This window comes from Cyanobium sp. NIVA-CYA 375, assembly GCF_056108345.1.
Map to the genome: position 1 here is coordinate 16949 of NZ_JBSYHW010000010.1, position 20413 is coordinate 37361.

Below are 20413 nucleotides of genomic sequence, written 5' to 3' on the forward strand. Positions count from 1 at the left end.
CCGGCTCGTGGTGCCCGGATTGCTATTCCCTCTTAGCCACAGCGGTCCAGTCCCATTGGTAGCTTTCAGTTCTGCCCTACATCGCTGCCGGATAGCTGCCGGTGGGTCACTGCATGAATCTGTTTGCCGACCTACTAGCCAGCACCAAGGCAGCGGCGGTTGCCTCCCCCACCCTGGAAACCGGTCCACGCATCCAGAAGGGACGCCGCGGCGTTGAGATCAAGTCGGCCCGCGAGATCGACACCATGCGCCAAGCCAGCCGGATCGTGGCCACGGTGTTACGCGAAATCTTGGAGCTGGCGGCTCCTGGCATGAGCACCGGCGACCTCGATCGCCATGCCGAGAAGCGCATCCGCGAGATGGGTGCAACCCCCAGCTTCAAGGGGTATCACGGTTTCCCGGCCAGCATCTGTGCCTCAATCAACAATGAAGTAGTGCACGGCATTCCGAACAGCAAACGGATTATTCAGGCTGGCGACCTAGTCAAAATCGATACTGGTGCTTACTTCGACGGCTATCACGGCGATAGCTGCGTCAGCCTCTGCGTAGGTGAAGGCGCCACCGACGAGGCCCAGACTCTCTGCCGGGTTGCCCAGGAATCGCTGCTGCAAGGGCTGCGCCAGATCAAGGCTGGCAATACCCTGCTCGATATCGCCGGAGCGGTCCAAGACCACGTCGAGGCCCACGGTTTTGCGGTGGTGGAGGACTACACGGGCCATGGAGTGGGCCGCAATCTGCACGAGGAGCCCTCGGTGTTCAATTTCCGCACCCGAGACCTGCCCAACATGAAGCTGCGCCCCGGCATGACCCTGGCGGTGGAGCCGATCCTCAACGCCGGCAGCAAGGCCTGTCGCACCCTCAAGGACCGCTGGACGGTAGTGACCCTTGATGGCAGCTGGTCGGCTCAGTGGGAGCACACCATCGCCGTAACCAGTGACGGTTGCGAAATCCTCACCGACCGCGATTTCTAGGGCTGGCCCGGGCTTGGCCGCGTCAATAGCTTGAAGTAGCCCCAACGCGCCAGGGTGGTTAGCGGCATCAACACGTAGGTGAGGGGGTTTGGGGTAACGATGATCAGGCTGAGCCCTAATCGGGCCTGGGCGAGTATCTGATTTGCCACGAATCCCGGCCCCATCACCCCGATTGGGTTGAGGCTTGAGCGAAATGGCCCCAACACCAACCTGCGAATGCGCAGCGGCCCGCTGGCGCTAGAGAGATCCAGGGCCCGCAGGCTCACCAAAGTGCCCAGCAGCCGTTTGCTTAATTCATAGAGAGGGCTGAGGGCGGGCTGGATTTCCGCTTCTGAGGTGTTGATCCATACCTCAGGCTTGGGTCGCTCTGGGCGGGGGCTTTGTTGCACCACCTCGGCAAACAGCTCCAGCAGCCGCCAGCTGCTCAGGGCATTCACTTCCAGGGCAAGCGCCGTGGCAGAGCGGCTGCGGAGCTGTTGCTGGTTGATGCCGTGGTTCAAGATCAAAATGTCAACACGCTCCAGCAGCCCACGCAGCTCCTGCTCCTGGCCGCAATGCCAGCAGACCTGCTCTAAGGGAATCGCTGTGCCAGCAGGATCCACCAGCAGCAGGGGTTCGCTGCTGCTGGTAAGGGCTACCAGCGAGCCGCCCTGCTGGGCTAGGGCCTGGAGCAGGGCCCGGCCCAGGCTGCCGCTCGCACCGGTAATCGCGACCCGGCATCCATCAAAATTGGTCATCTGCCTCGCACAAACTGCGGCTGACGCGTCAGCATGGTCGGAGATAGTTGACGGATTCGCCGCCTTAATGCCCACTGGCATGATCCCCGATTCTGTTGCCCCCCTAGTGCCCCTATTTGCTCCCTACTGCGGGGGGTTGGGGAGGTTTATGTCTTTGGAGGGTGCCTTGGCGATCCTGCTGGCGGGTGGTTGGACCGGTAAGCGCCGGCTGCAGGGGGGGCGTAGCCACATGTTGCGGTTGAGCTGGAGTGGTGAGACGGCACCCCAGGAAAATCTCCACTGTGAATTAATTTTTCCTGGCTTACCTGCGGTGAAGTACAGCTTTGAGCTGCCCTGCCACCAGCTGGTCCAGTGGTTGATGGATCGGGAGGGGGAGCAGTTGCCAGTAAGTTTCTGGCAATGGCTGCTGCTGGGTCAGCCGCCCCTTGCTACCGAAGTGGTGGACAGCGCCGCCTAAATTTTGCGCCAAGACATCACCCAGCGAGGTTGACAAATGGCCCCCACCTTGCTGATCGGCTCCTGCGAATCATTCAGTGGCAAATCGGCGGTGGTCCTTGGCTTGGCCCGCCTGCTGGCTCGCCAGGGTGTGCCGGTGCGTTTTGGCAAGCCCTTAGCCACCAGCCTCGATAGCCCGGCGGATCCAGCCAGCCAGTCGCCTTTGCTGGATGCTGATGTGCGTTTCATCGGCGCCACCCTGCGGCTACCGGAAAGCAACCTGATTCCCTCCCTGCATGTGCTGGATCCGGCTACGGCAGAGCGGCGGCTGCTGCAGGGTGATTTGGATCCTGGCTCTGGTTTTGAGCAGCTGCATCTGCAGCTTGCCGCCGCCAGCGACGGACTCACCCTGCTGGAAGCCGCCGGCAGCTTGAATGAGGGTCTGCTTTACGGCCTCAGCCTGGCTCAACTGGCAAAGGGCCTGGAGGCATCGGTATTGCTGGTGCACCCCTGGATCGATAGCTGCAGCGTCGACCCGCTACTTGCGGCTCAGGCCGAGTTGGGTGAGCATCTGGCGGGAGTGGTGCTCAATGCCGTCAAGCCCGAGCTGGTGTCAAAGCTGTCCACCGAGGTTGTACCTGCCCTCGAGCGGCTCGGTCTGCCGGTGCTGGGTGTGATGCCCCAAAGCCCGCTGCTGCGCAGCGTCACCGTGGAGGAGCTGGCCCTGCGGCTCGATGCCCAGGTGCTGTGCTGCCCGGAACGGCTTGATCTGTTGGTGGAAACCCTCTCGATTGGCGCCATGAACGTCAACTCGGCGATGGAGTTTTTCCGCCGCCGCCGCAACATGGCGGTGGTGACTGGCGCCGATCGCACCGATATTCAGCTGGCTGCCCTGGAGGCCTCAACCCAGTGCCTGATTCTCACTGGGGCTGGAGAACCCCTGCCCCAGCTGCTCAACCGGGCCGAGGAGCTGGAAGTGCCGTTGCTCAAGGTGGAGCATGACACCCTTACCACAGTCGAAGTGATTGAGCAGGCCTTTGGCCATGTACGTCTGCATGAGGTGGTGAAGGCCAGCTTTGCCTTCCGGCTGGTGGAAGAGCATTGCAATTTCGAACGCCTGTTTGCTCGGTTGCAGTTGCCCGCGTTAACGAAATAACGCTGCTAGTTTCATTGGACTGGCAAGAAACTACAGGTGTCGCGATCTCTTGATCTTCCGTCGCTCGCTCGGATCGACACCTTGGCCCAGGAACTGGCGATGCTCCAGGACCGCAGCAAGCGTCGCATTGCAATTTTGGGCAGTCGCCATGTGCCCGTGGTTTCGATTCATCTGGTCGAGTTGGTTGCCCGTTCCCTGGCCCAGGAGGGCCACAATCTGGTCACCTCCGGATCGCAGGGAGTCAATGCGGCGGTAATCCGTAGCGTGCTGGAGATTGATCCGGCTCGGCTCACTGTGTTGTTGCCCCAAAGCCTTGATCGCCAACCCGGAGAGTCTCGCGATCAACTGGAGCGAGTGCTGCATCTGGTCGAGAAGCCCGAGCACGATGAGCTGCCGCTGCCGATGGCAAGCAGCCTCTGCAACCAAGACATCATCAGTCGTTGCGATCAGCTGATTTGTTACGCCTTCCACGACAGTGAAACCTTGCTAGCCAGCTGCCGGGTCGCGGAGGACATGGGCAAGGTTGTCAGCGTGATGTTTTTTGACTGAACTTCTCAGCTGAGAAGCTCAGTCGAGGCAATTCAGGGGCCGCCGAAGGCCACCTGGCAGGCCGCATTGAGCAACTGGGCTTCGGCAGCGATCGTGGGAGCGTAGCCGTTCAGCTCGCCATCGGCGCAGTCTGCATCCATGCTGTAGCTGCGGCCCTCACGGTCGACCACGAAGGTCACCACGTGGTCGTTCGGTGCCTTCAGGGATCCGTAATCCAGCCGGTAGGTGCTGTCCGGCACCACGATCGTGGCGGCGGTGGCCAGGCCGGTGATGCCCCAGACCGTGGCCCTGGGTCCCCACCATCCCCAGGAGGGAGCTCCCCCGTACCAGCCCCGTCCATACCAGCCGTGCTTCCAGGGCCTGTGCCGCTGCCAGTCGTGGCGAGCCCAGCCGGGATGCTGCCGGCGATAGTCCACCGGACGGTTCCAGTGGTTGTGCTGCTCGCTGGGATTCCAGCGGCTGCTGTGCCAGCGGTTGGAATCGCGCTTCCAGTAATCAGGGTTCTTGGTGCCATGGTTGCTGCCCCCGTCGGACGGATTGGCCGCCGCGGAGAGCGTCAGCAGGGGCGTTGTGGCCACTGTCAGCAAGGCTGTTGTGACCAGGGTCATGCTGCTGCTCCTCCAGCGCCCTGAAGTCCTTCCGCTCCGTCCAACCCCTCGGCTCATCGGTGGTGGCTGCAATCCAGCCCCCGGTTTAGGTCAGGGGGATGCTGTTGTCATCCGATCAGGGCCCGCAGCCCCTCCACGTAGAGGATGCCGCTGCAGGTGAGGCCACCGGCCCAGCACAGGCCGCGCAGCGCTGGCACGTTGCCCACATACATGCCGATGTAGGCCAGGCGCAGAAAGGGATGGATCCAGGCCGCGGCGATCGCTACCGGGCTGCTGACACCAGCCACCAGGCACAGCAGGGCAGCGGGGGCGTGCAGGGTGAAGGCTTCAAAGCAGTTTTGGTGCGCCCAGGCGGCCCGCTTTCCCCAGGCCGGCAGCCGCTCAAACATCGCCCGCGGGGCGGCCAGGTCGGCCAGCTGGAAATTGGCCTTGGAGCGGGCGGCGCCCAGAGGCACGGTGCTGAACACCACCACGCCAGCTGCCAGCAGCAACGACCAGGCGAAAGGGGCGAGGGCGGAGGTCATGAACGACAGGCGCAATCGGTGCTTGGTCAGGCTGACAGGCCGCCCCTACGATCCGTGAACGCTTCCGACTTCCAGACTGCGCCCCATGGCCGACACCTATTCCTTCGATGTGGTGAGCGATTTCGATCGCCAGGAGCTGGTCAACACAATCGATCAGGTGCGCCGCGACGTGGGCACCCGCTACGACCTCAAGGATTCCAACACCGAAATCGAGGTGGAGGAGACGAGCCTCACCATCACCACCGCCAGCGACATGACCCTCCAGGCCGTGGAGGACGTGTTGCGCCAGAAGGCAACCAAGCGCAACCTCTCGCTGAAGATCTTCGACTTCCAGACCCCCGAGCCCGTGGGGGGCAACCGGGTCAAGCAGGTGGTGAAACTGCGCAAGGGGCTCAGCTCGGAGCTGGCCAAGCAGCTAAGCAAAACCGTGCGGGACGAGCTCAAGAAGGTCACCGTTTCGATCCAGGGCGACAGCCTGCGGATCACCGGCAAGAACAAGGACGACCTGCAGCAGGCCATCAACCTGCTCAAGGCCCAGGACGTGGAGGTGCCTTTGCAGTTTGAGAATTACCGCTGAGCCAGTGCAGCCGGCCTGTTTCGCCCCTGGCTGGCGGTTCTGGGTTGATCGGGGTGGCACTTTCACAGACGTGGTGGGCTGCAGCCCCGCCGGAAAGCTGGTGGTGCGCAAGGTGCTGTCGGTGCAGCCGGAGTGCCCGGGTGACCCGGCCGTGCGGGCGATCTGGGACGTGTTGGGCCTGGCGCCCGGCGTTTTGGCCGGCAGCCCCCTGCCGCTGGGATTGGTTCGGGAGGTGAGGCTCGGTACCACCGTGGCCACCAATGCCTTGCTCGAGCAGCGCGGCGCCGGGGTGGTGCTGCTGATCAACCGCGGCTTTGCCGACCTGCTCAGCATCCGCGATCAGCACCGCCCCGACCTCTTTGCCCTGGCCATTCAGCGGCCCAGCCCCCTGCGGGTGCGGGTTCTGGAGGTGGAGGGGCGCCTGGATGCGCAGGGGTTCGAGCTTGAGGCGCTGCAGTGGGGAGAGGATTTGCAGCAGCAGTTGCTGCAAGCCCAGGCCGACGGCTACAGCAGTTGTGCTGTGGCCCTGCTGCACAGCACCCGCAATCCCAGCCAGGAGTTGCAGCTGGAGCAGTGGCTCGCGCCCCTGGGCTTTGAGTCCGTGGTGCTTTCCCATCGGCTCAGTGGCCAGCCCCGGCTGGTGCCCCGCGGCCAGACCGCCCTGGTGGAGGCGGCGGTGGCGCCGGTGCTGGGCCGCTACCTGCGCCAGGTGCAGCGGGCCTTGGGGCCAGCAACCCGGCTGCGGGTGATGCGATCCAGTGGGGCTTTGGCAGCGCCTGAGCAGCTGCTGGCTAAAGACACGATCCTCTCGGGGCCGGCCGGAGGCATGGTGGGCGCCGTGGCAGTGGGCAGGAGGGCCCTTGCTGCCGCTGGACTGCCGCCGCAGCCGATCGTTGGTTTCGACATGGGCGGCACCTCCACCGATGTCTTCCATTTCGATGACCGCAGCCTCTCAAACGCTGGCGGTGATCTGGCCTGGGAGCGCAGCCCTGCCACCGAGATCGCTGGGCTGGAATTGCAAGCTCCGATGTTGCCGATTCACACCGTGGCTGCTGGCGGCGGCTCGGTGCTGCGCTTTGACGGCAGGCGGCTGCAGGTTGGGCCTGTTTCTGCAGGCGCTGATCCCGGTCCGGCGGCCTACCGGCGCGGCGGGCCGCTCACCATCACCGATGCCAACGTGCTGCTGGGCCGCCTGCCGCTTGCCGCCCTGCCAGCGGTGTTTGGCCCCAAGGGCGACCAACCCGCTGATGGGGAAGCGGTGCGGCGGGGGTTTGCGGAGCTGGCGCTTGAGATGGCCGCGGTGGCGCCTGGGATCAGCCCGGAGCGGCTGGCGGTAGGGGCCCTGCAGATCGCCATTGAAACGATGGCGGAAGCCCTGCGCCGCATCTCGATCGAACGCGGCCACGACCTGCGCGAGGCCCTGTTGGTGAGCTACGGCGGGGCTGGCGGTCAGCATGCCTGCCGCCTGGCCGAGGTGCTGGCTGTGACGCGAGTGTTGCTCCACCCCTTGGCGGGGGTGCTTTCCGCCTATGGCCTCGGCATGGCCGAGCAGAGGCTGCTGCTGGAGTGCTCGCCGCGGTTGCCGCTGCGCCCCGACAGCCTGCCCCTGCTGCGTAAGCGCTGCGCCGAGCTGGAGCAGCAGGGTCTCGCCGATCTGCGCCGGCTGGGGGATTTGGCCGAGGGGGCCACTGGCCGGCTTGGGGTGCGGCTGGAGCTGCGGGCTGCCGGCAGTGAGCGGGGTCTGGAGGTGGCGTGGTTGCCAGATGAGCAAGGGGTGGAAGACCTGCAGCGAGCTTTTAGCGCCGCCCATCTGCAGCGCTTCGGTTATCGCCCGGTGGGAGAAGACTGGTTCGTGGAGCGCCTGCTGGTGGAGCTGGCTCCCCCGGCGGTGGTTGGGGGGCTGGCGGTGGTTCCAGAACAGGCTGTTGCTGCAGCCCCGCTTGCTGCCCCAACCACTCCCCTGTGGCTGGGCGAGGCGGCCGGCTGGCGGCCGGTGCCGCTGTGGCAGCGCTCCCAGCTGCAGCCCCAGCAAAGGCTCGAGGGTCCAGCCCTGGTTGTGGATGCGACCAGCACCACCGTGCTGGAGCCTGGCTGGCAAGCCCTGGTGCTAGCCGATGGAGCCCTGCTGTTGGAGCGGGACGGCGCGGCGGCGGCCAGCAGCGGGGTTGGCCAGGCTGTTGAAGTTGTGGAGCAGGGGCCCGATCCCACCCTGCTTGAGCTCTACAACCACCGCTTTGCGGCCATCGCCGAACAGATGGGCGGGCGACTGCAGCAGAGCGCCCGCTCGGTGAACATCCGCGAGCGGCTCGATTTCTCCTGCGCCCTCTTCGATGCTGCGGGTCAGCTGGTAGCCAATGCCCCCCATATCCCGGTGCATCTCGGTTCGATGGGCGACAGCGTGGTCAGCCTGCTTGCGGCCATCGCCCGGGGCGAGCGCCCCCCATTGGCTTCTGGCGATGTGGTGCTGTCAAACAATCCCTACAACGGCGGCACCCACCTACCAGACATCACCGCCATTACGCCGGTTTTTGTCCCTGGCTTGGGCGACTCCCAGGCTGGGGCCCCTTTGTTTTTTGTGGCCTGCCGCGGCCACCACGCCGATGTGGGCGGCATCACCCCTGGTTCGATGCCGGCCTTCAGTCGCAGCATCGACGATGAGGGCCTGCTACTCGACAACGTGCCCTTTTTGAGCAATGGCAACTTTGATGAGTCGCTGTGGCGGCAGCGACTAGCTGCAGGTAGCCATCCAGTACGCAACCCCGACCAGTTGCTTGCCGATCTGCAGGCCCAGGCGGCGGCTAACCGGCTGGGTGTTCAGGAGCTGGGGCGCTTGATTGAGCGCCATGGCCTCGCAGAGGTGCGGGCCTACATGGCCCACGGGCAAGCTCACGCTGCCGAGGCGGTGGGTCGGGCGCTGGCGCACCTGAGCGACGGGTCTGCCCGGGTGGAGCTCGACCACGGCGCCTTCATCCAGGTAGCTGTTCGCATCGACGCTGCGGCTCGCCGGGTTCAGGTTGATTTCAGGGGCACCTCGCCCCAGCACAGCGGCAATCTCAACGCCCCTTTAGCCGTAACCAAGGCGGTGGTGCTCTACGTGTTTCGCTGCTTGGTGGGCGAACAAATCCCCCTTAATGCCGGCTGCTTCGAGCCGATCGAGCTGATCGTGCCGCCGGGCTCCCTGCTGCATCCCAAGCCACCGGCGGCGGTGGTTGCCGGCAATGTGGAAATCTCCCAAGCGGCAGCCAACGCTCTCTTTGCGGCGCTGGGGGTGCAAGCCGCCGCCCAAGGCACGATGAACAACCTCAGCTTTGGCAATGGCCAATGCCAGTACTACGAAACGATCGGTGGGGGCAGTGGTGCTGGCATCCGCCCCGGTGGTGCCGGCTTTGACGGGGCGGCCGCTGTGCAGAGCCACATGACCAACTCCCGCATCACTGACCCGGAAATTTTGGAAACGCGCTTTCCGGTGCGGCTCGAGCGCTTTGGGATCCGGGCCGGATCGGGCGGGGATGGGCGGTTTCGTGGCGGCGATGGGGCGGTGCGGCAGCTGCGTTTTTTGGCCCCGATGACCGTTGCCCTGATCTCCGGTGCGCGGCGGGTGGCTCCCGCGGGGTTGGCCGGTGGGCTGCCGGGCGCCTGCGGCCGCAACACCTGGATCGGGGTTGATGGCACGAGCCGGCAGCTCGACGGCTGCTGCGAGCTGGAGATCCAGCCAGGTGAAGCCCTCTGCATTGAGACCCCGGGTGGCGGTGGCTACGGCCCCCCCTGTAAGTCATGAGCGCTGTAGTTGTTAGTTGGTCGAATCGCTTGAATTGGTCGTGGTTGGCGCTGGCGACGCTGCTGGCTGCACCAGCCCAGGCAGAGGTGCTGCAGGAGCGCAGCCAGCGCTTCCACCCCCAGTGGTCTGCCGCCGGCATGGTGGCCAGCCAGGAGCGCTGGGCATCGCTGGCGGGCGCTGAGATCCTGGCCAGCGGCGGCAATGCGGTGGATGCGGCGGTGGCCACGGCCTTTGCCCTGGCTGTCACGTTGCCCCAGGCGGGCAACCTCGGCGGCGGTGGTTTTTTGGTGCTCTGGCTGCCCGGGCCATCACCGGCTGCGGGCCGGGGCTGCCCCACCGCCCCAGAGCTGCGCCTCGGCCGTGGCACGGCGGTGGCCGTGAACTTTCGCGAGACGGCGCCCCTGGCAGCCACCGCTGGGATGTTCCTCGGCCCCGCAGGCGAGGTGGATCGTCAGCGGGCGACCCGCAGCCTGTTGAGTGTGGCCGTGCCTGGCAGCCCCGCCGGTCTGTTGCTGAGCCAGCGCTGCTATGGCAGGCTCTCGCGGGCCGCGGTGATGGCGCCGGCGATCCGCCTGGCCAGCCGCGGGTTTCCGGTGGGCAAGGAACTGGCCGATTCCCTGCGCCAGGCCGCACCCCTGCTGCAGTCAGACCCCACCTCCAGCCAGCTGTTCCTCAATCCCCCCATGCGGCCGGCAGAGCTGTGGCGCCAGCCCCGGCTTGCTGCCAGCCTGCGGCGCATCGCCGCCCAGGGCGAGCCGGGCTTCTACGAGGGCCCAACCGCCGATGCATTGGTGACCTTGATGCGCCAACGGGGCGGTCTGATTCGTCATGCCGATCTCAAGGGCTACCGGGCCCAACTGGTGCGCCCCCTGCAGGGGAGGTTCCGCAACCATCCAGTGCTCACCATGCCGCCCCCCAGTGGTGGTGGCGTCACTTTGCTGCAGCTGCTCCAGGTGCTCGAGCCCATGCCCCTGGCTGAGCTGGGTCTCAACAGTGCCGCCAGCCTGCACCGGATGGTGGAGGCCATGAACCTCGCCTATCGCGATCGCAACCACTGGCTAGGCGATCCCGACCAGGTGGCGATGCCGTTGGAGCGGTTGCTGAGTGCGGCCCATGCGGAGCGGCTGCGGGCCCAGATCAGGCTGGAGCGCCATCGCCCCGCCAGCGAGCTAGCGGCCCAGGGCTTCCAGGTTGGCGGCACCAACACCACCCACCTTTCAGTGGCCGACCAGCAGGGGGGGATGGTGGCCCTCACCACCACCCTCAACTTCGCCTACGGCAGTGGCATCAGCGTTCCTGGTGCCGGTTTCCTGCTCAACAACGAGATGGACGACTTCACCGCCAAGCCAGGGGTTGCCAATGCCTATGGGGTTGTGCAGGGCAGCGCTAACGCCATCGCCCCGGGCAAGCGTCCCCTGAGCTCGATGACGCCCACCCTGGTTTTCCGGCCCGATGGCCAGCCCTGGTTGGCTACCGGCAGCCCTGGCGGCAGCCGCATCATCACCACAGTCCTGCAGGTGCTGCTCAACCGCCTTGTCCACGATTTGAATTTGGCGGCGGCGGTGGCCACCCCCCGCATTCACTCCCAGCTCTGGCCTGATCAGATCAGCGTGGAGCAGGGACTTAGTCCTGACACCGTGAAGCTACTGGAGGCAAAAGGCCACCGAGTAGTTGTTACGGCCGCCATGGGATCGGCAAACAGCGTTGAGGTGTTGCCGGAGGGCGGCAGCTTGGGGGTGGCTGATCCCCGCCGCCTCGGCGCGGCGGCCATTGGCGAGCTGCCGCTTAACTGGCCGGCTGGCTTGGTGGGGCCGTGAGCAGGTTGATGGCGGAAAACGCCATGCCAATGCCAAACAACATGCCGATCGCCCAGATGCTGTCGGAGGGCCACTCGGCAATCAGCATGCCGCCGAGTACGGCGGTGACGATGCCGTCAATCAGCACCAAGCCGCGAGCCGCTCCCTGGCCGGTGGCCGCGGCGGCTAGCTCCATCACGCCCTCAAAAGCAAGCAGGAAGCCGACAAACAACGTCAAGCTCACCTCACTGGCAACTGGGAATGCCAGCACCCAGACGCCGCCGCCCAGATAAAGCAGACCGGAGAACAGGCGGAAGATTTTTCCTTTGATATCAGCTTCGCCAGTGAGACGCAGTATTTGGGACACCCCGGCAATCACCGATACGGCCCCAACGGCGATGGTGAGCAAGGTGGCCGAGACAAATGGCAGCACCACCGACAGCCCGGACGCAGCAAACAGCAGGGCTGCGGTGACCCAGCGCAGGGCGGGAGAAGCGGGAACTGTCAACGACATAAAAGCAATTAACTACCAACTTTAATCGCCGCGCTACAAGGGCTCGCTGTCAGGAAATGCTCATGGCTATGTAGCAAAGCATCACAGCTTTCGGCGTTGCCCGATCGCGCTCTCCAGCGTGGAGATCAATCATGTTTGGTATGGGCACCATGCTTGAGCTGCTACCGCCGCTCAACGATCACAACCTTCCATGGATGGACACCATCCATCCGATCGTTGTGCACTTTGTGATTGCCATGGGGTTGATTACCTTTGTATTTGATCTCATCGGAGTTGTAACCCGCCGGCCAGCTCTGTTTGAGGTCAGCTTTTGGAATCTCCTATTTGCCACAGCCGCCATCTTTGTGGCAATTATGTTTGGCCAGATTGAGGCGGGGCTGGCCAATCCCTACGGCGCTTCCCGCGAGATCCTCAATCTGCACAGCACGATTGGCTGGTCGTTGGCGGGGGTGTTGTCGATGATGTCGGGCTGGCGTTATGTAATTCGCAGTAAGGACCCCCAACAGTTGCCCTTGGCATTTCTTGGCGCCGGTGGACTGCTCAGTGCCCTGATTGTGTTGCAGGTCACCCTTGGTAATCAGTTGATCTGGGTGTACGGCCTGCACACGGTGCCGGTGGTGCAAGCCATGCGTTCAGGGCTGGTGTGATGGCCGCCTTCATTCCGGCGGGCTCACCGATTCAGCAGTTGGCAGCTGATCTTGGGCCCAATGGGCTTCCCTATGCCCTGCCAATTCACCCAAACCTGGTGCATTTCACGATCGGTCTGTTCGTGATTGCCATCGCCTTCGATATTGCCGGCGCCCTATATCCGGTGGAGAAGCGGGTGTTTCGCTTCTTAGCCCTGCCCGTAACCCGCGGGGGCTTCCACGATGTGGGCTGGTACAACCTGCTGGCCTGCTCCATCGTTACCTTTTTCACGGTGGCTGCCGGCTTCTACGAGATGTTGCTGGCAGTGCCCCTGCCTGGAGTAACAAGCAGCATCGGACTGCAGAGCATGGAGACGATGCTTGTGCATGGCGTCGGTGGAGTTGTGATCCTGCTTGTGATCGTCGCCATGACGGTGTGGCGCGGCTATCAGCGCTTTGTCTGGCGTCGTGACATGGGTCGTCAGGTGCAGTGGCTCTACCTGCTGGTCGGCCTGGGCTTATTTCTTGTGATTGGGCTGCACGGCACCCTCGGCGCCGAGCTTGCAGCTGAATTCGGTGTTCACATCACCGCCGACCAACTTCTTGCCGCTGGCGCTGATCTCAAGGAGGCTCTGCCGTGAGTAATTCTTCTGACCGCTCCCGCCCACCAATCAGCAGCGCCGGCTTGGCGGGCTTGCTGGCTTGGATTGGGGTGTTGGTGGCCTTGAGCTGGTGGATGGCCAAGCTGTCCTACAGCTGGTTGCCGGTACAAGCCTCTACCGCGGCACCACTGGTCGATGGGCTGTTCAGCTTTGAAACGGGCATCGGCACCTTCGTGTTTGGGGGGGTGATTTCGGTGATGGCTTGGGTGCTGCTCAAGCACCGCGCCGAGAAATACGACGAGAGCGATGCGGAGCCGATTGAGGGAAATACCCGGCTCGAGGTGATCTGGACGGTCATTCCCTTACTGCTGGTGATGGCTATCGCGGTTTACGCCATGCGCGTCAACACCAAACTCGGAGTTCTTGGGCCGATGGAGCACATCCATTTGGCTAATCCGGTGGAAGACCAGGGTGGCTACGCCGCCGATCGCTTGCCGGCTGAGCAGGTGGAGGTGATTGCCCGCCAGTGGTCTTGGGAATTTCGTTATCCAAGCGCCAATGTTTCAACCACCGAGCTGCATCTGCCGGTTGATCAGCCCGTCAGCTTCCGTTTGGTGTCAGACGACGTTATTCATGGCTTTTACATTCCAGCTTTCCGCCTCAAGCAGGACGTAATCCCTGGCCGGGCGATCAACTTCAATCTCACTCCAACGCGGGAGGGGCGCTACCGCCTGCGCGATTCCCAGTTCAGTGGCACCTGGTTTGCTGCCAACCAGGCTGATGTGGTGGTCGAGAGCTCCGAGGCCTACCAGGCTTGGCTGAAGAATGCCGCTAGCCAGCCGCTGCAGCCCGGCATAAGTGACGCAGTAATCGAATTCAGCGAGCGCAAGCAGCTGAAAAATCCAGGCTGGGCCACCGTGCCACCAGCCCCACCGCCCCAGGTGAACGTTCCCGGATCCAACACCCTGCCGCACGACGCCTGAGCCCGATGACCTCCGCTACCTTCCCGCCCAGCCCTCCCGAAAACACCTCCTGGAGCCGTTACTTCGGCTTCAACACCGATGCCAAGGTGATTGGCATTCAGTACATCGTTACGGCCTTTTTCTTCTTCCTGATCGGTGGCCTGCTGGCCATGATCATCCGAGGAGAGCTGATCACACCTCCTTCTGATCTGGTAGATCGCACTGTCTACAACAGCATCTACACGATGCACGGAACAATCATGCTGTTCCTGTTCATCTTTCCGGTGCTAAATGGCCTCAATAACTTGCTGATCCCCACGATGATCGGTGCTCCAGATATGGCCTTTCCGCGGCTAAATGCGGTGGCCTTCTGGCTGGTGCCCATTTTCGGCGCCCTGTTGATCGGCAGCTTTTTCGTGCCTGGCGGGCCGGCCTATTCCGGCTGGTGGTCCTATCCGCCGGTGAGCACCCAAAATCCGCTTGGCCATTTCATCAATGGCCAAGGCCTGTGGATCACAGCCGTGGCCCTTTCGGGGGTGTCCTCGATCATGGGCGCGGTCAACTTTGTGACAACGATTCTGCGGATGCGGGCTCCTGGCATGGGCTTATTCAGGATGCCCGTGTATTGCTGGACAGCCTTAGCAGCACAAACCCTGCAGTTGATCGGCCTGCCGGCCCTTACCGGTGGGGCGGTGATGTTGCTAATGGACCTCAGCTTTGGCACCAGCTTTTATCAGCCAGAGGGAGGGGGCGACCCAGTGCTGTATCAGCACTTTTTCTGGTTTTATTCCCACCCGGCCGTGTATGTGATCATTCTGCCGGTGTTTGGTATCTTCTCCGAGCTGTTCCCGGTTTACTCACGTAAGCCACTGTTTGGCTACGTCTACGTTTGTCTGGCCTCCTTCATCATCGTGGCACTGGGCTTAGTTGTGTGGGTGCACCATATGTTCCCTAGTGGGGTGGCGCAGTGGATGCGCAACTTCTTTATGTTTTCCACCATGCTGATTGCCGTGCCCACGGGGGTAAAGGTGTTTGCCTGGCTAGGCACCATTTGGCGCGGCAAGCTGCGACTCACTACACCAATGCTTTTTTGCCTGGGTGGCCTGTTCAACTTTGTATTTGCTGGCATCACCGGCATCATGCTGGCCACGGTGCCGGTCGATATTCACGTATCAAACACCTATTTCGTGGTGGGTCATTTCCACTACGTGATCTATGGGGCAGCGGTGATGGGAATCTTTGCAGCTATCTATCACTGGTTTCCTAAATTCATTGGCCGCATGCCCTACGAGGGCCTTGGCAAGGTCCATTTCCTACTCACCTTCATCGGTGCGAACCTCAATTTTCTGCCCATGCACCCCCTCGGTTTGATGGGCATGCCCCGGCGGGTTTCTAGCTACGACCCGGAATTTGCCTTCTGGAATGTGCTAGCCAGCCTGGGCGCCTTCCTGCTGGGAGTTTCGATTATTCCCTTCCTGCTCAACATGGTGAGTGCCTGGGTGCGGGGCCCGAAAGCCCCCCATAACCCCTGGAATGCCATTGGTCTTGAGTGGCTGCTGCCATCACCGCCACCTGAAGACAACTTTGGTGAGCACGTGCCGACCGTGATTGCACGCCCCTACGGTTACGGCACTGGAGAGCCATTGGTTGAGCACCAGGCAGACATTGAAAATCAGCTCACCCTTCAGGAGGCCAGCGCATGACTGCTACACCTCATTTGAATACTGAGCACCCGAAGCACAACCTCACGGGCTTCATTATCTTTCTCTGCTCAGAGAGTGTCATCTTTTTGGCATTCTTCAGCGGCTTTGTCCTGCTGAAAACCGCTGCGCTCAATTGGCTCCCCCCCGGTGTGGAAGGCCTCGAGTGGCGTACCCCCCTGCTCAACACGGTGGTATTGATTTCTAGTTCGGGCACGATCTGGCTGGCAGAGCGCTGCATGAGCAAGGGGAATCTGATGGGCTTTCGGGCTTTCTGGCTACTCACCATGGCCCTTGGCGCCTATTTCCTCTACGGCCAAGCCGTTGAGTGGAGTGGTCTGCAGTTTGGCTTCACCAGTGGTGTTTTCGGCGGCACCTTTTATCTGCTTACCGGCTTCCATGGCTTGCATGTGGCCACGGGGGTGTTTTTGATGGGATTGATGCTGGTGAAATCTTTCATTCCCCAGAACTATGCCGGTGGGGAGCAGGGCGTTCAGGCCACCTCCCTGTTCTGGCACTTTGTGGATGTGATCTGGATCATCCTCTTCGTTCTCCTTTACGTCTGGCAGCGCAGCTGATGAACCATCCATGATCATCGACGACAACCATTACGACGTAATTGTCATTGGCAGTGGGGCTGGCGGCGGCACCCTCGCCAATTCGCTTGCCTCATCAGGATTGGCAGTGCTGGTGCTGGAGCGGGGCGAACAGATGCCCCTCGCTGATCAGAACGTCGCTGATGTGGATTTGTTCCGCAAGGACCGCTACCACCCCAAGGAGCAATGGTTTGGCACCGACGGTGATCCCTTCTCTCCTCAGACGATCTACGCCCTCGGCGGCAACACCAAGATCTGGGGTGGGGTGCTCGAGCGGCTGAGGGAGCAGGAGTTTGCTGGCCTTCATTTACAGGGGGGGCAGGCTCCAGCCTGGGGGCTTAGCTACGCAGATTTCGAACCCTGGTACGACCAAGCTGAGGCCCTGTATCGGGTGCATGGTCAGCGGGGTGTGGATCCCACCGAACCGCGAGCGGGCGCCGACTACGCCATGGCCCCCAAGCCCGTGGAGCCGTTCTTTGAGGAGTTGCGGCTGGCATTGGTTCGCCAGGGGCTGAATCCCTATTCCCTGCCGCTGAGCTGGTCCCAGTCCAGCGCCGATCCCAGTGGTGACGCCGAGTTGTTTGGGGTGGACCCGGCCCGGGCCTCCGCCACGGTGGTGGTGCGCACTGGAGCTGAGGTGCAACGTCTGCACGTCAACCCCAGCGGAACGGAGGTTCGGGGTGTGGAAGCGCGACTGGATGGTCAGAGCTGGCTGTTTTTTGGTCATCAGGTGGTGCTAGCCGCCGGTGCCATCAACAGCGCCGCAATTCTGCTGCGTTCAGCCACCGACCGCCATCCGCGTGGCTTAGCAAATGGCTCCGACCAGGTGGGCCGCAACCTGATGAAGCTGCAGCTCACTTCGATTCTGCAGTTGGCTACTGACGCCAACAGTGGCCGCTATGGGCGTAGTTACGGCATTAACGACTACCTCTGGGGCGACAAGAATGTCTCCTTCCCCCTTGGTTCGATCCAGAACGGTGGCGGTGTTTTGCAGGATGCCCTGTTTGCCGAGTCGCCGCCGGTGCTGTCCCTGGTGACCAAGCTGCTGCCCAACTTCGGCCTTGAGCAGCTGGCTTCCCGTTCGATCAGCTGGTGGGCGATGAGTCCTGTGCTGCCCGACCCCCACAACCGCATCAGCCTGCGGGGTGATCGCATTCAGGTCACTTATCAGGCCAATAACCGCGAGGCCCACGATCGCCTCGTGTACCGCTGGATCGACACCCTTAAGGCAGTGGAGGCTGATCAGGACTGCCACGTGGTCAAGGAGGCCCCCACCCATCCCCGTGGTGAAGCGCCCCTTTCCGCCATCGGCTACGCCTGCGGCACCTGCCGCATGGGAGTCAATCCGGCCACTTCGGTGGTGGATCTAAACGGCCGTAGCCATGAGGTGGCCAATCTCACCATCGCCGATGCCAGTGCCTTCCCGGCTTGTCCGGCCATGGGCTTTGGCCTCACCGTGATCGCCAATGCCCTGCGGATTGCCGGGGGTTTGAAGGCAGAACTGAGATGACCACTAGTCCAGCTGGGACCAGCAACCCAGAAGTCGAGCGGATCAGCGAGCGGGACGAGGGCATGCAGCCCTGGAGCCGCTGGGGCAGCTACCTCCCCGATCGTCAATGGGGCACCGTCCGCGAGGATTATTCCGACGATGGCGATGCCTGGCGCTCCTTTCCTCACGATCAGGCCAGGTCCCGCGTCTATCGCTGGGGCGAAGACGGATTATTGGGAATCTGCGACGAAGAGTGCCGGCTCTGCTTCTCCCTGGCGATGTGGAATGGTGTGGATCCTGTCCTCAAGGAGCGGCCATTCGGCCTGGGTAATCCTGAAGGCAACCACGGTGAAGATCTCAAGGACTACTACTTTCACCTCGCCAACACCCCCACCCATAGCTTCATGCGGGGGCTCTATAAGTATCCGCAGGCTGAATTTCCATACCAGCACCTGGTGGATGAGAACGGGCGGCGCAGCCGCAGCGAGCCCGAATACGAGCTGGTCGATACGGGCATCTTTAATGACAGCCGCTACTTCGATGTTGTCGTTGAATACGCCAAAGCTGCCGCTACTGATCTGCTGATCCGCATTCGGGTTACCAACCGCGGGCCCGATCCAGCACCGCTGGCCCTATTGCCCACCCTGTGGATGCGCAACACCTGGGGTTGGGGCTATCCCGATGAGTATCGGCAACCGATGACTCTTCAGGATGATCGTGTTGTCACCTCTGATCTGGCCAACCTCGGTGTCTATGAGCTGCTCTGCCGCGAGCAGGGCGAGTGGTTATTTACCGATAATGAAACCAATCACCAGCATCTTTACGGTCAGCCTAATTCCAGCCCATTTCAGAAGGATGGATTTCACCGTTATCTAATAGACGGGGAGGTAGGGGCTATCAATCCTGCCCATACCGGCACCAAGGCAGCACGACTGGTGCAGCGCAGCCTCGCCCCGGATGAAGAGTGGGTAGTGGAGCTTCGCTTGCGAGAGAGGCCGCAGGCTGATTCACCTGGGTCGCAGGAGCCTGAATTTGGCCACTCATTTGATGCGCTCTTTAGCGCTCGAGAACAGGAGTGCCACCGCTTCTTTGAGGCTGTCCTGCCCGGGCTCAATGGGGAAGATCGCCTAATTCATACCTCGGCTTTGGCGGGTCTGCTTTGGTGCAAGAAGTATTACGGCTGGAGTGTTTTGCGCTGGCTTGAGGGAGATCCGACCCAGCCGACGCCACCAGCAAACCGCTGGCATACCGAGACGGCCCAGTGGCAGCGTCTGCACGCCCACAACATCATCTCGATGCCGGATGCCTGGGAGTATCCCTACTTTTGTCAGTGGGACTTGATGTTCCATGCGGTGGCGTTTGCAATCGTGGATCCTGAGATGGCCAAGCAGCAGGCCATGTTATTGCGTAGCCCCCACTTCACTGCCCCAAGTGCCCAGACACCTGCCTACGAATGGGCTTTATCTGATCCCAATCCGCCGATCGGTGCCTGGGCTGCCATGCGCATCTATCAGATCGATCGCAAATACAGCGGTAAGGCTGATCAACCTTTCCTAAGGTCTGCCCTGCGCAAACTCCTACTCGAATACGGCTGGTGGGCTAACCGCAATGATCGCTCCGGCGACAACGTATTTGAGGGTGGTTTCCTTGGTCTAGATAACATTGCGGTGTTTGATCGCCGCTTCCCGCTCGAAGACGGCAGCCGCATCGAGCAGTGTGATGGCACGGCCTGGATGGCATCGCTGAGCCTCAACTTGCTGAACATTTCAGTGGAACTGAGCTGTGAGGAGCCGGAATATGCCGATACCTGTGAGCGTTTCGTTTACGACTTTACCCAGCTTGCCCTCACCCTGAATGCACCATCAGACCGGGGATTCCTTAATTGGGACGACGACGACGGCTTCTATTACGACGTGATCAAGCGGCCGGATGGCAGTACAGATTTCCTGCGCACCCGCTCCCTTTCAGGCGTAGTTCCCCTGCTGGCGGTGGCCAGTTTTGATCGTGAAACGGTGGAACGCCTCCCAGTGCTTGACCTGCTCAAGAGTATGGCTTGGTTTGTGCACGAGCGCACCACTCCTACCTGGTTAGAGCATCATCTTGGTCAGTGGCATAATGATCGTATTCTGTATACGCTGGTGCCTGAAGATCGCTTGCGGCGGATCTGTGAGCGCCTGTTCGACGAAGAGGAGTTTCTCTCGCCTTATGGAATTCGTTCTCTCTCCAAGGTTTATGGCGACCATCCATATACCTTCACTGAGGGTGCTGATAGCCAGACCCTGGCCTATAGCCCCGCCGATAGCCCGGTGGCGATGTTTGGGGGTAACTCCAACTGGCGGGGGCCGGTGTGGATGCCTATTAATTTCTTGCTAATTGAGTCGCTGCAGAAGTTTGGCCATTACTACGGCGATAGCTTCAAGATTGAGTTCCCCTCCCGCTCGGGCAACTGGTTAAATCTCTGGGAGGTGTCGCTGCAGCTTGAGAAGCGGCTGGTTGGCATCTTCCGGCGGGATGGATCTGGACGTCGTGCCTTCAATGGTGATGTCGAACTTTTTCAGGGCGACCCCCACTGGCGCGATCTTTTCCTGTTCAACGAATATTTTCACGGAGATAATGGCCGAGGTGTTGGCGCATCGCACCAGACTGGCTGGAGCGCCATGGTCGCCAAAATGATCAACCAACTGAATCGTTATCCCTCTGGTTAACGCAAGGGAGTGCCTGCTTCTTTCTTCGACTGCTCACTCTATTCAGCCATGGCCCATCCTTCTAACCGCACCGAGCTTCCTGGTCCTT

Annotated in this window: 18 protein-coding genes; 14 read left to right on the forward strand and 4 right to left on the reverse strand. The window is 62.1% G+C overall.

Annotated elements, in window-relative coordinates; genetic code table 11:
• The first annotated feature begins 113 nt into the window (after positions 1–113).
• Positions 114–971, forward strand: a complete 858-nt coding sequence (map, locus tag AC01FP_RS04495; RefSeq protein ID WP_474478421.1) for a type I methionyl aminopeptidase — start codon at positions 114–116, stop codon at positions 969–971.
• Here map and AC01FP_RS04500 read toward each other — a convergent pair.
• Positions 968–1708, reverse strand: a complete 741-nt coding sequence (locus tag AC01FP_RS04500; RefSeq protein ID WP_474478423.1) for an NAD-dependent epimerase/dehydratase family protein — start codon at positions 1706–1708, stop codon at positions 968–970. The genes map and AC01FP_RS04500 overlap by 4 nt on opposite strands.
• A 79-nt stretch (positions 1709–1787) precedes the next feature.
• Here AC01FP_RS04500 and ebsA point away from each other — a divergent pair, with 79 nt between their 5' ends.
• The 3 genes from ebsA to AC01FP_RS04515 are packed head-to-tail and all read left to right on the forward strand — an operon-like array spanning position 1788 to position 3848.
• The gene (gene ebsA / locus AC01FP_RS04505) at positions 1788–2165 is read left to right on the forward strand and encodes a type IV pilus biogenesis protein EbsA (RefSeq protein WP_474478424.1); all 378 of its coding nucleotides are present in this window, start codon (positions 1788–1790) and stop codon (positions 2163–2165) included.
• A 36-nt stretch (positions 2166–2201) separates the two neighbouring features.
• Positions 2202–3299, forward strand: coding sequence for a phosphotransacetylase family protein (locus tag AC01FP_RS04510; RefSeq protein WP_474478425.1), 1098 nt, complete (start codon positions 2202–2204; stop codon positions 3297–3299).
• A 36-nt stretch (positions 3300–3335) separates the two neighbouring features.
• Positions 3336–3848, forward strand: coding sequence for an LOG family protein (locus AC01FP_RS04515; RefSeq protein WP_474478427.1), 513 nt, complete (start codon positions 3336–3338; stop codon positions 3846–3848).
• Positions 3849–3880: 32 nt separating this feature from the next.
• Here the strand turns inward: AC01FP_RS04515 and AC01FP_RS04520 are convergent, their stop codons facing one another.
• The gene (locus AC01FP_RS04520) at positions 3881–4456 is read right to left on the reverse strand and encodes a hypothetical protein (protein WP_474478428.1); all 576 of its coding nucleotides are present in this window, start codon (positions 4454–4456) and stop codon (positions 3881–3883) included.
• Positions 4457–4563: 107 nt separating this feature from the next.
• Positions 4564–4980, reverse strand: coding sequence for an MAPEG family protein (locus AC01FP_RS04525; RefSeq protein ID WP_474478429.1), 417 nt, complete (start codon positions 4978–4980; stop codon positions 4564–4566).
• A gap of 85 nt (positions 4981–5065) precedes the next feature.
• Between AC01FP_RS04525 and AC01FP_RS04530 the strand changes: the two genes are divergently transcribed.
• Genes AC01FP_RS04530 through ggt form a run of 3 tightly spaced genes read left to right on the forward strand, consistent with a single transcriptional unit; the run spans position 5066 to position 11152 of the window.
• Positions 5066–5557, forward strand: coding sequence for a YajQ family cyclic di-GMP-binding protein (locus tag AC01FP_RS04530; RefSeq protein WP_474478430.1), 492 nt, complete (start codon positions 5066–5068; stop codon positions 5555–5557).
• 4 nt (positions 5558–5561) lie between these two features.
• The gene (locus tag AC01FP_RS04535; protein ID WP_474478431.1) at positions 5562–9335 is read left to right on the forward strand and encodes a hydantoinase B/oxoprolinase family protein; all 3774 of its coding nucleotides are present in this window, start codon (positions 5562–5564) and stop codon (positions 9333–9335) included.
• A complete protein-coding gene (gene ggt / locus AC01FP_RS04540) occupies positions 9332–11152 on the forward strand; it encodes a gamma-glutamyltransferase (protein WP_474478432.1) in 1821 nt (606 codons plus the stop codon). The genes AC01FP_RS04535 and ggt overlap by 4 nt, the downstream gene beginning before the upstream one ends.
• Here the strand turns inward: ggt and AC01FP_RS04545 are convergent.
• Positions 11121–11645, reverse strand: coding sequence for an HdeD family acid-resistance protein (locus AC01FP_RS04545; RefSeq protein ID WP_474478433.1), 525 nt, complete (start codon positions 11643–11645; stop codon positions 11121–11123). The genes ggt and AC01FP_RS04545 overlap by 32 nt on opposite strands.
• Positions 11646–11794: 149 nt before the next feature.
• On the opposite strand from AC01FP_RS04545, the gene AC01FP_RS04550 reads away from it, so the two are divergent.
• The 7 genes from AC01FP_RS04550 to AC01FP_RS04580 are packed head-to-tail and all read left to right on the forward strand — an operon-like array spanning position 11795 to position 20325.
• Positions 11795–12292, forward strand: coding sequence for a DUF2231 domain-containing protein (locus AC01FP_RS04550; protein WP_474478478.1), 498 nt, complete (start codon positions 11795–11797; stop codon positions 12290–12292).
• On the forward strand, positions 12292–12912 hold the full coding sequence (locus tag AC01FP_RS04555) for a DUF2231 domain-containing protein (protein ID WP_474478434.1): 621 nt from the start codon (positions 12292–12294) through the stop codon (positions 12910–12912). Before AC01FP_RS04550 ends, AC01FP_RS04555 begins: the two co-directional genes overlap by 1 nt.
• Positions 12909–13856, forward strand: a complete 948-nt coding sequence (locus AC01FP_RS04560) for a cytochrome c oxidase subunit II (RefSeq protein ID WP_474478435.1) — start codon at positions 12909–12911, stop codon at positions 13854–13856. Before AC01FP_RS04555 ends, AC01FP_RS04560 begins: the two co-directional genes overlap by 4 nt.
• A 5-nt stretch (positions 13857–13861) precedes the next feature.
• A complete protein-coding gene (locus tag AC01FP_RS04565) occupies positions 13862–15538 on the forward strand; it encodes a cytochrome c oxidase subunit I (RefSeq protein WP_474478436.1) in 1677 nt (558 codons plus the stop codon).
• Positions 15535–16113, forward strand: coding sequence for a cytochrome c oxidase subunit 3 (locus tag AC01FP_RS04570; RefSeq protein WP_474478437.1), 579 nt, complete (start codon positions 15535–15537; stop codon positions 16111–16113). Before AC01FP_RS04565 ends, AC01FP_RS04570 begins: the two co-directional genes overlap by 4 nt.
• Positions 16114–16123: 10 nt before the next feature.
• Complete coding sequence (locus AC01FP_RS04575) at positions 16124–17641, forward strand: GMC oxidoreductase (protein ID WP_474478438.1); 1518 nt, start codon at positions 16124–16126, stop codon at positions 17639–17641.
• Positions 17638–20325 carry an MGH1-like glycoside hydrolase domain-containing protein gene (locus AC01FP_RS04580; RefSeq protein WP_474478439.1) on the forward strand — a complete coding sequence of 896 codons (2688 nt, stop codon included), beginning with the start codon at positions 17638–17640 and terminating at the stop codon, positions 20323–20325. Before AC01FP_RS04575 ends, AC01FP_RS04580 begins: the two co-directional genes overlap by 4 nt.
• The last annotated feature ends 88 nt before the right edge of the window (positions 20326–20413 follow it).

Coding starts and splice junctions, on each gene's coding strand:
- AC01FP_RS04570 (WP_474478437.1), top strand. CDS start 15,535: ATGACTGCTACACCTCATTTGAATACTGAGCACCCGAAGCACAACCTC.
- AC01FP_RS04510 (WP_474478425.1), top strand. CDS start 2,202: ATGGCCCCCACCTTGCTGATCGGCTCCTGCGAATCATTCAGTGGCAAA.
- map (WP_474478421.1), top strand. CDS start 114: ATGAATCTGTTTGCCGACCTACTAGCCAGCACCAAGGCAGCGGCGGTT.
- AC01FP_RS04545 (WP_474478433.1), bottom strand. CDS start 11,645: ATGTCGTTGACAGTTCCCGCTTCTCCCGCCCTGCGCTGGGTCACCGCA.
- AC01FP_RS04550 (WP_474478478.1), top strand. CDS start 11,795: ATGCTTGAGCTGCTACCGCCGCTCAACGATCACAACCTTCCATGGATG.
- AC01FP_RS04580 (WP_474478439.1), top strand. CDS start 17,638: ATGACCACTAGTCCAGCTGGGACCAGCAACCCAGAAGTCGAGCGGATC.
- AC01FP_RS04525 (WP_474478429.1), bottom strand. CDS start 4,980: ATGACCTCCGCCCTCGCCCCTTTCGCCTGGTCGTTGCTGCTGGCAGCT.
- ebsA (WP_474478424.1), top strand. CDS start 1,788: ATGATCCCCGATTCTGTTGCCCCCCTAGTGCCCCTATTTGCTCCCTAC.
- AC01FP_RS04575 (WP_474478438.1), top strand. CDS start 16,124: ATGATCATCGACGACAACCATTACGACGTAATTGTCATTGGCAGTGGG.
- AC01FP_RS04500 (WP_474478423.1), bottom strand. CDS start 1,708: ATGACCAATTTTGATGGATGCCGGGTCGCGATTACCGGTGCGAGCGGC.
- AC01FP_RS04555 (WP_474478434.1), top strand. CDS start 12,292: ATGGCCGCCTTCATTCCGGCGGGCTCACCGATTCAGCAGTTGGCAGCT.
- AC01FP_RS04565 (WP_474478436.1), top strand. CDS start 13,862: ATGACCTCCGCTACCTTCCCGCCCAGCCCTCCCGAAAACACCTCCTGG.
- AC01FP_RS04520 (WP_474478428.1), bottom strand. CDS start 4,456: ATGACCCTGGTCACAACAGCCTTGCTGACAGTGGCCACAACGCCCCTG.
- AC01FP_RS04530 (WP_474478430.1), top strand. CDS start 5,066: ATGGCCGACACCTATTCCTTCGATGTGGTGAGCGATTTCGATCGCCAG.
- ggt (WP_474478432.1), top strand. CDS start 9,332: ATGAGCGCTGTAGTTGTTAGTTGGTCGAATCGCTTGAATTGGTCGTGG.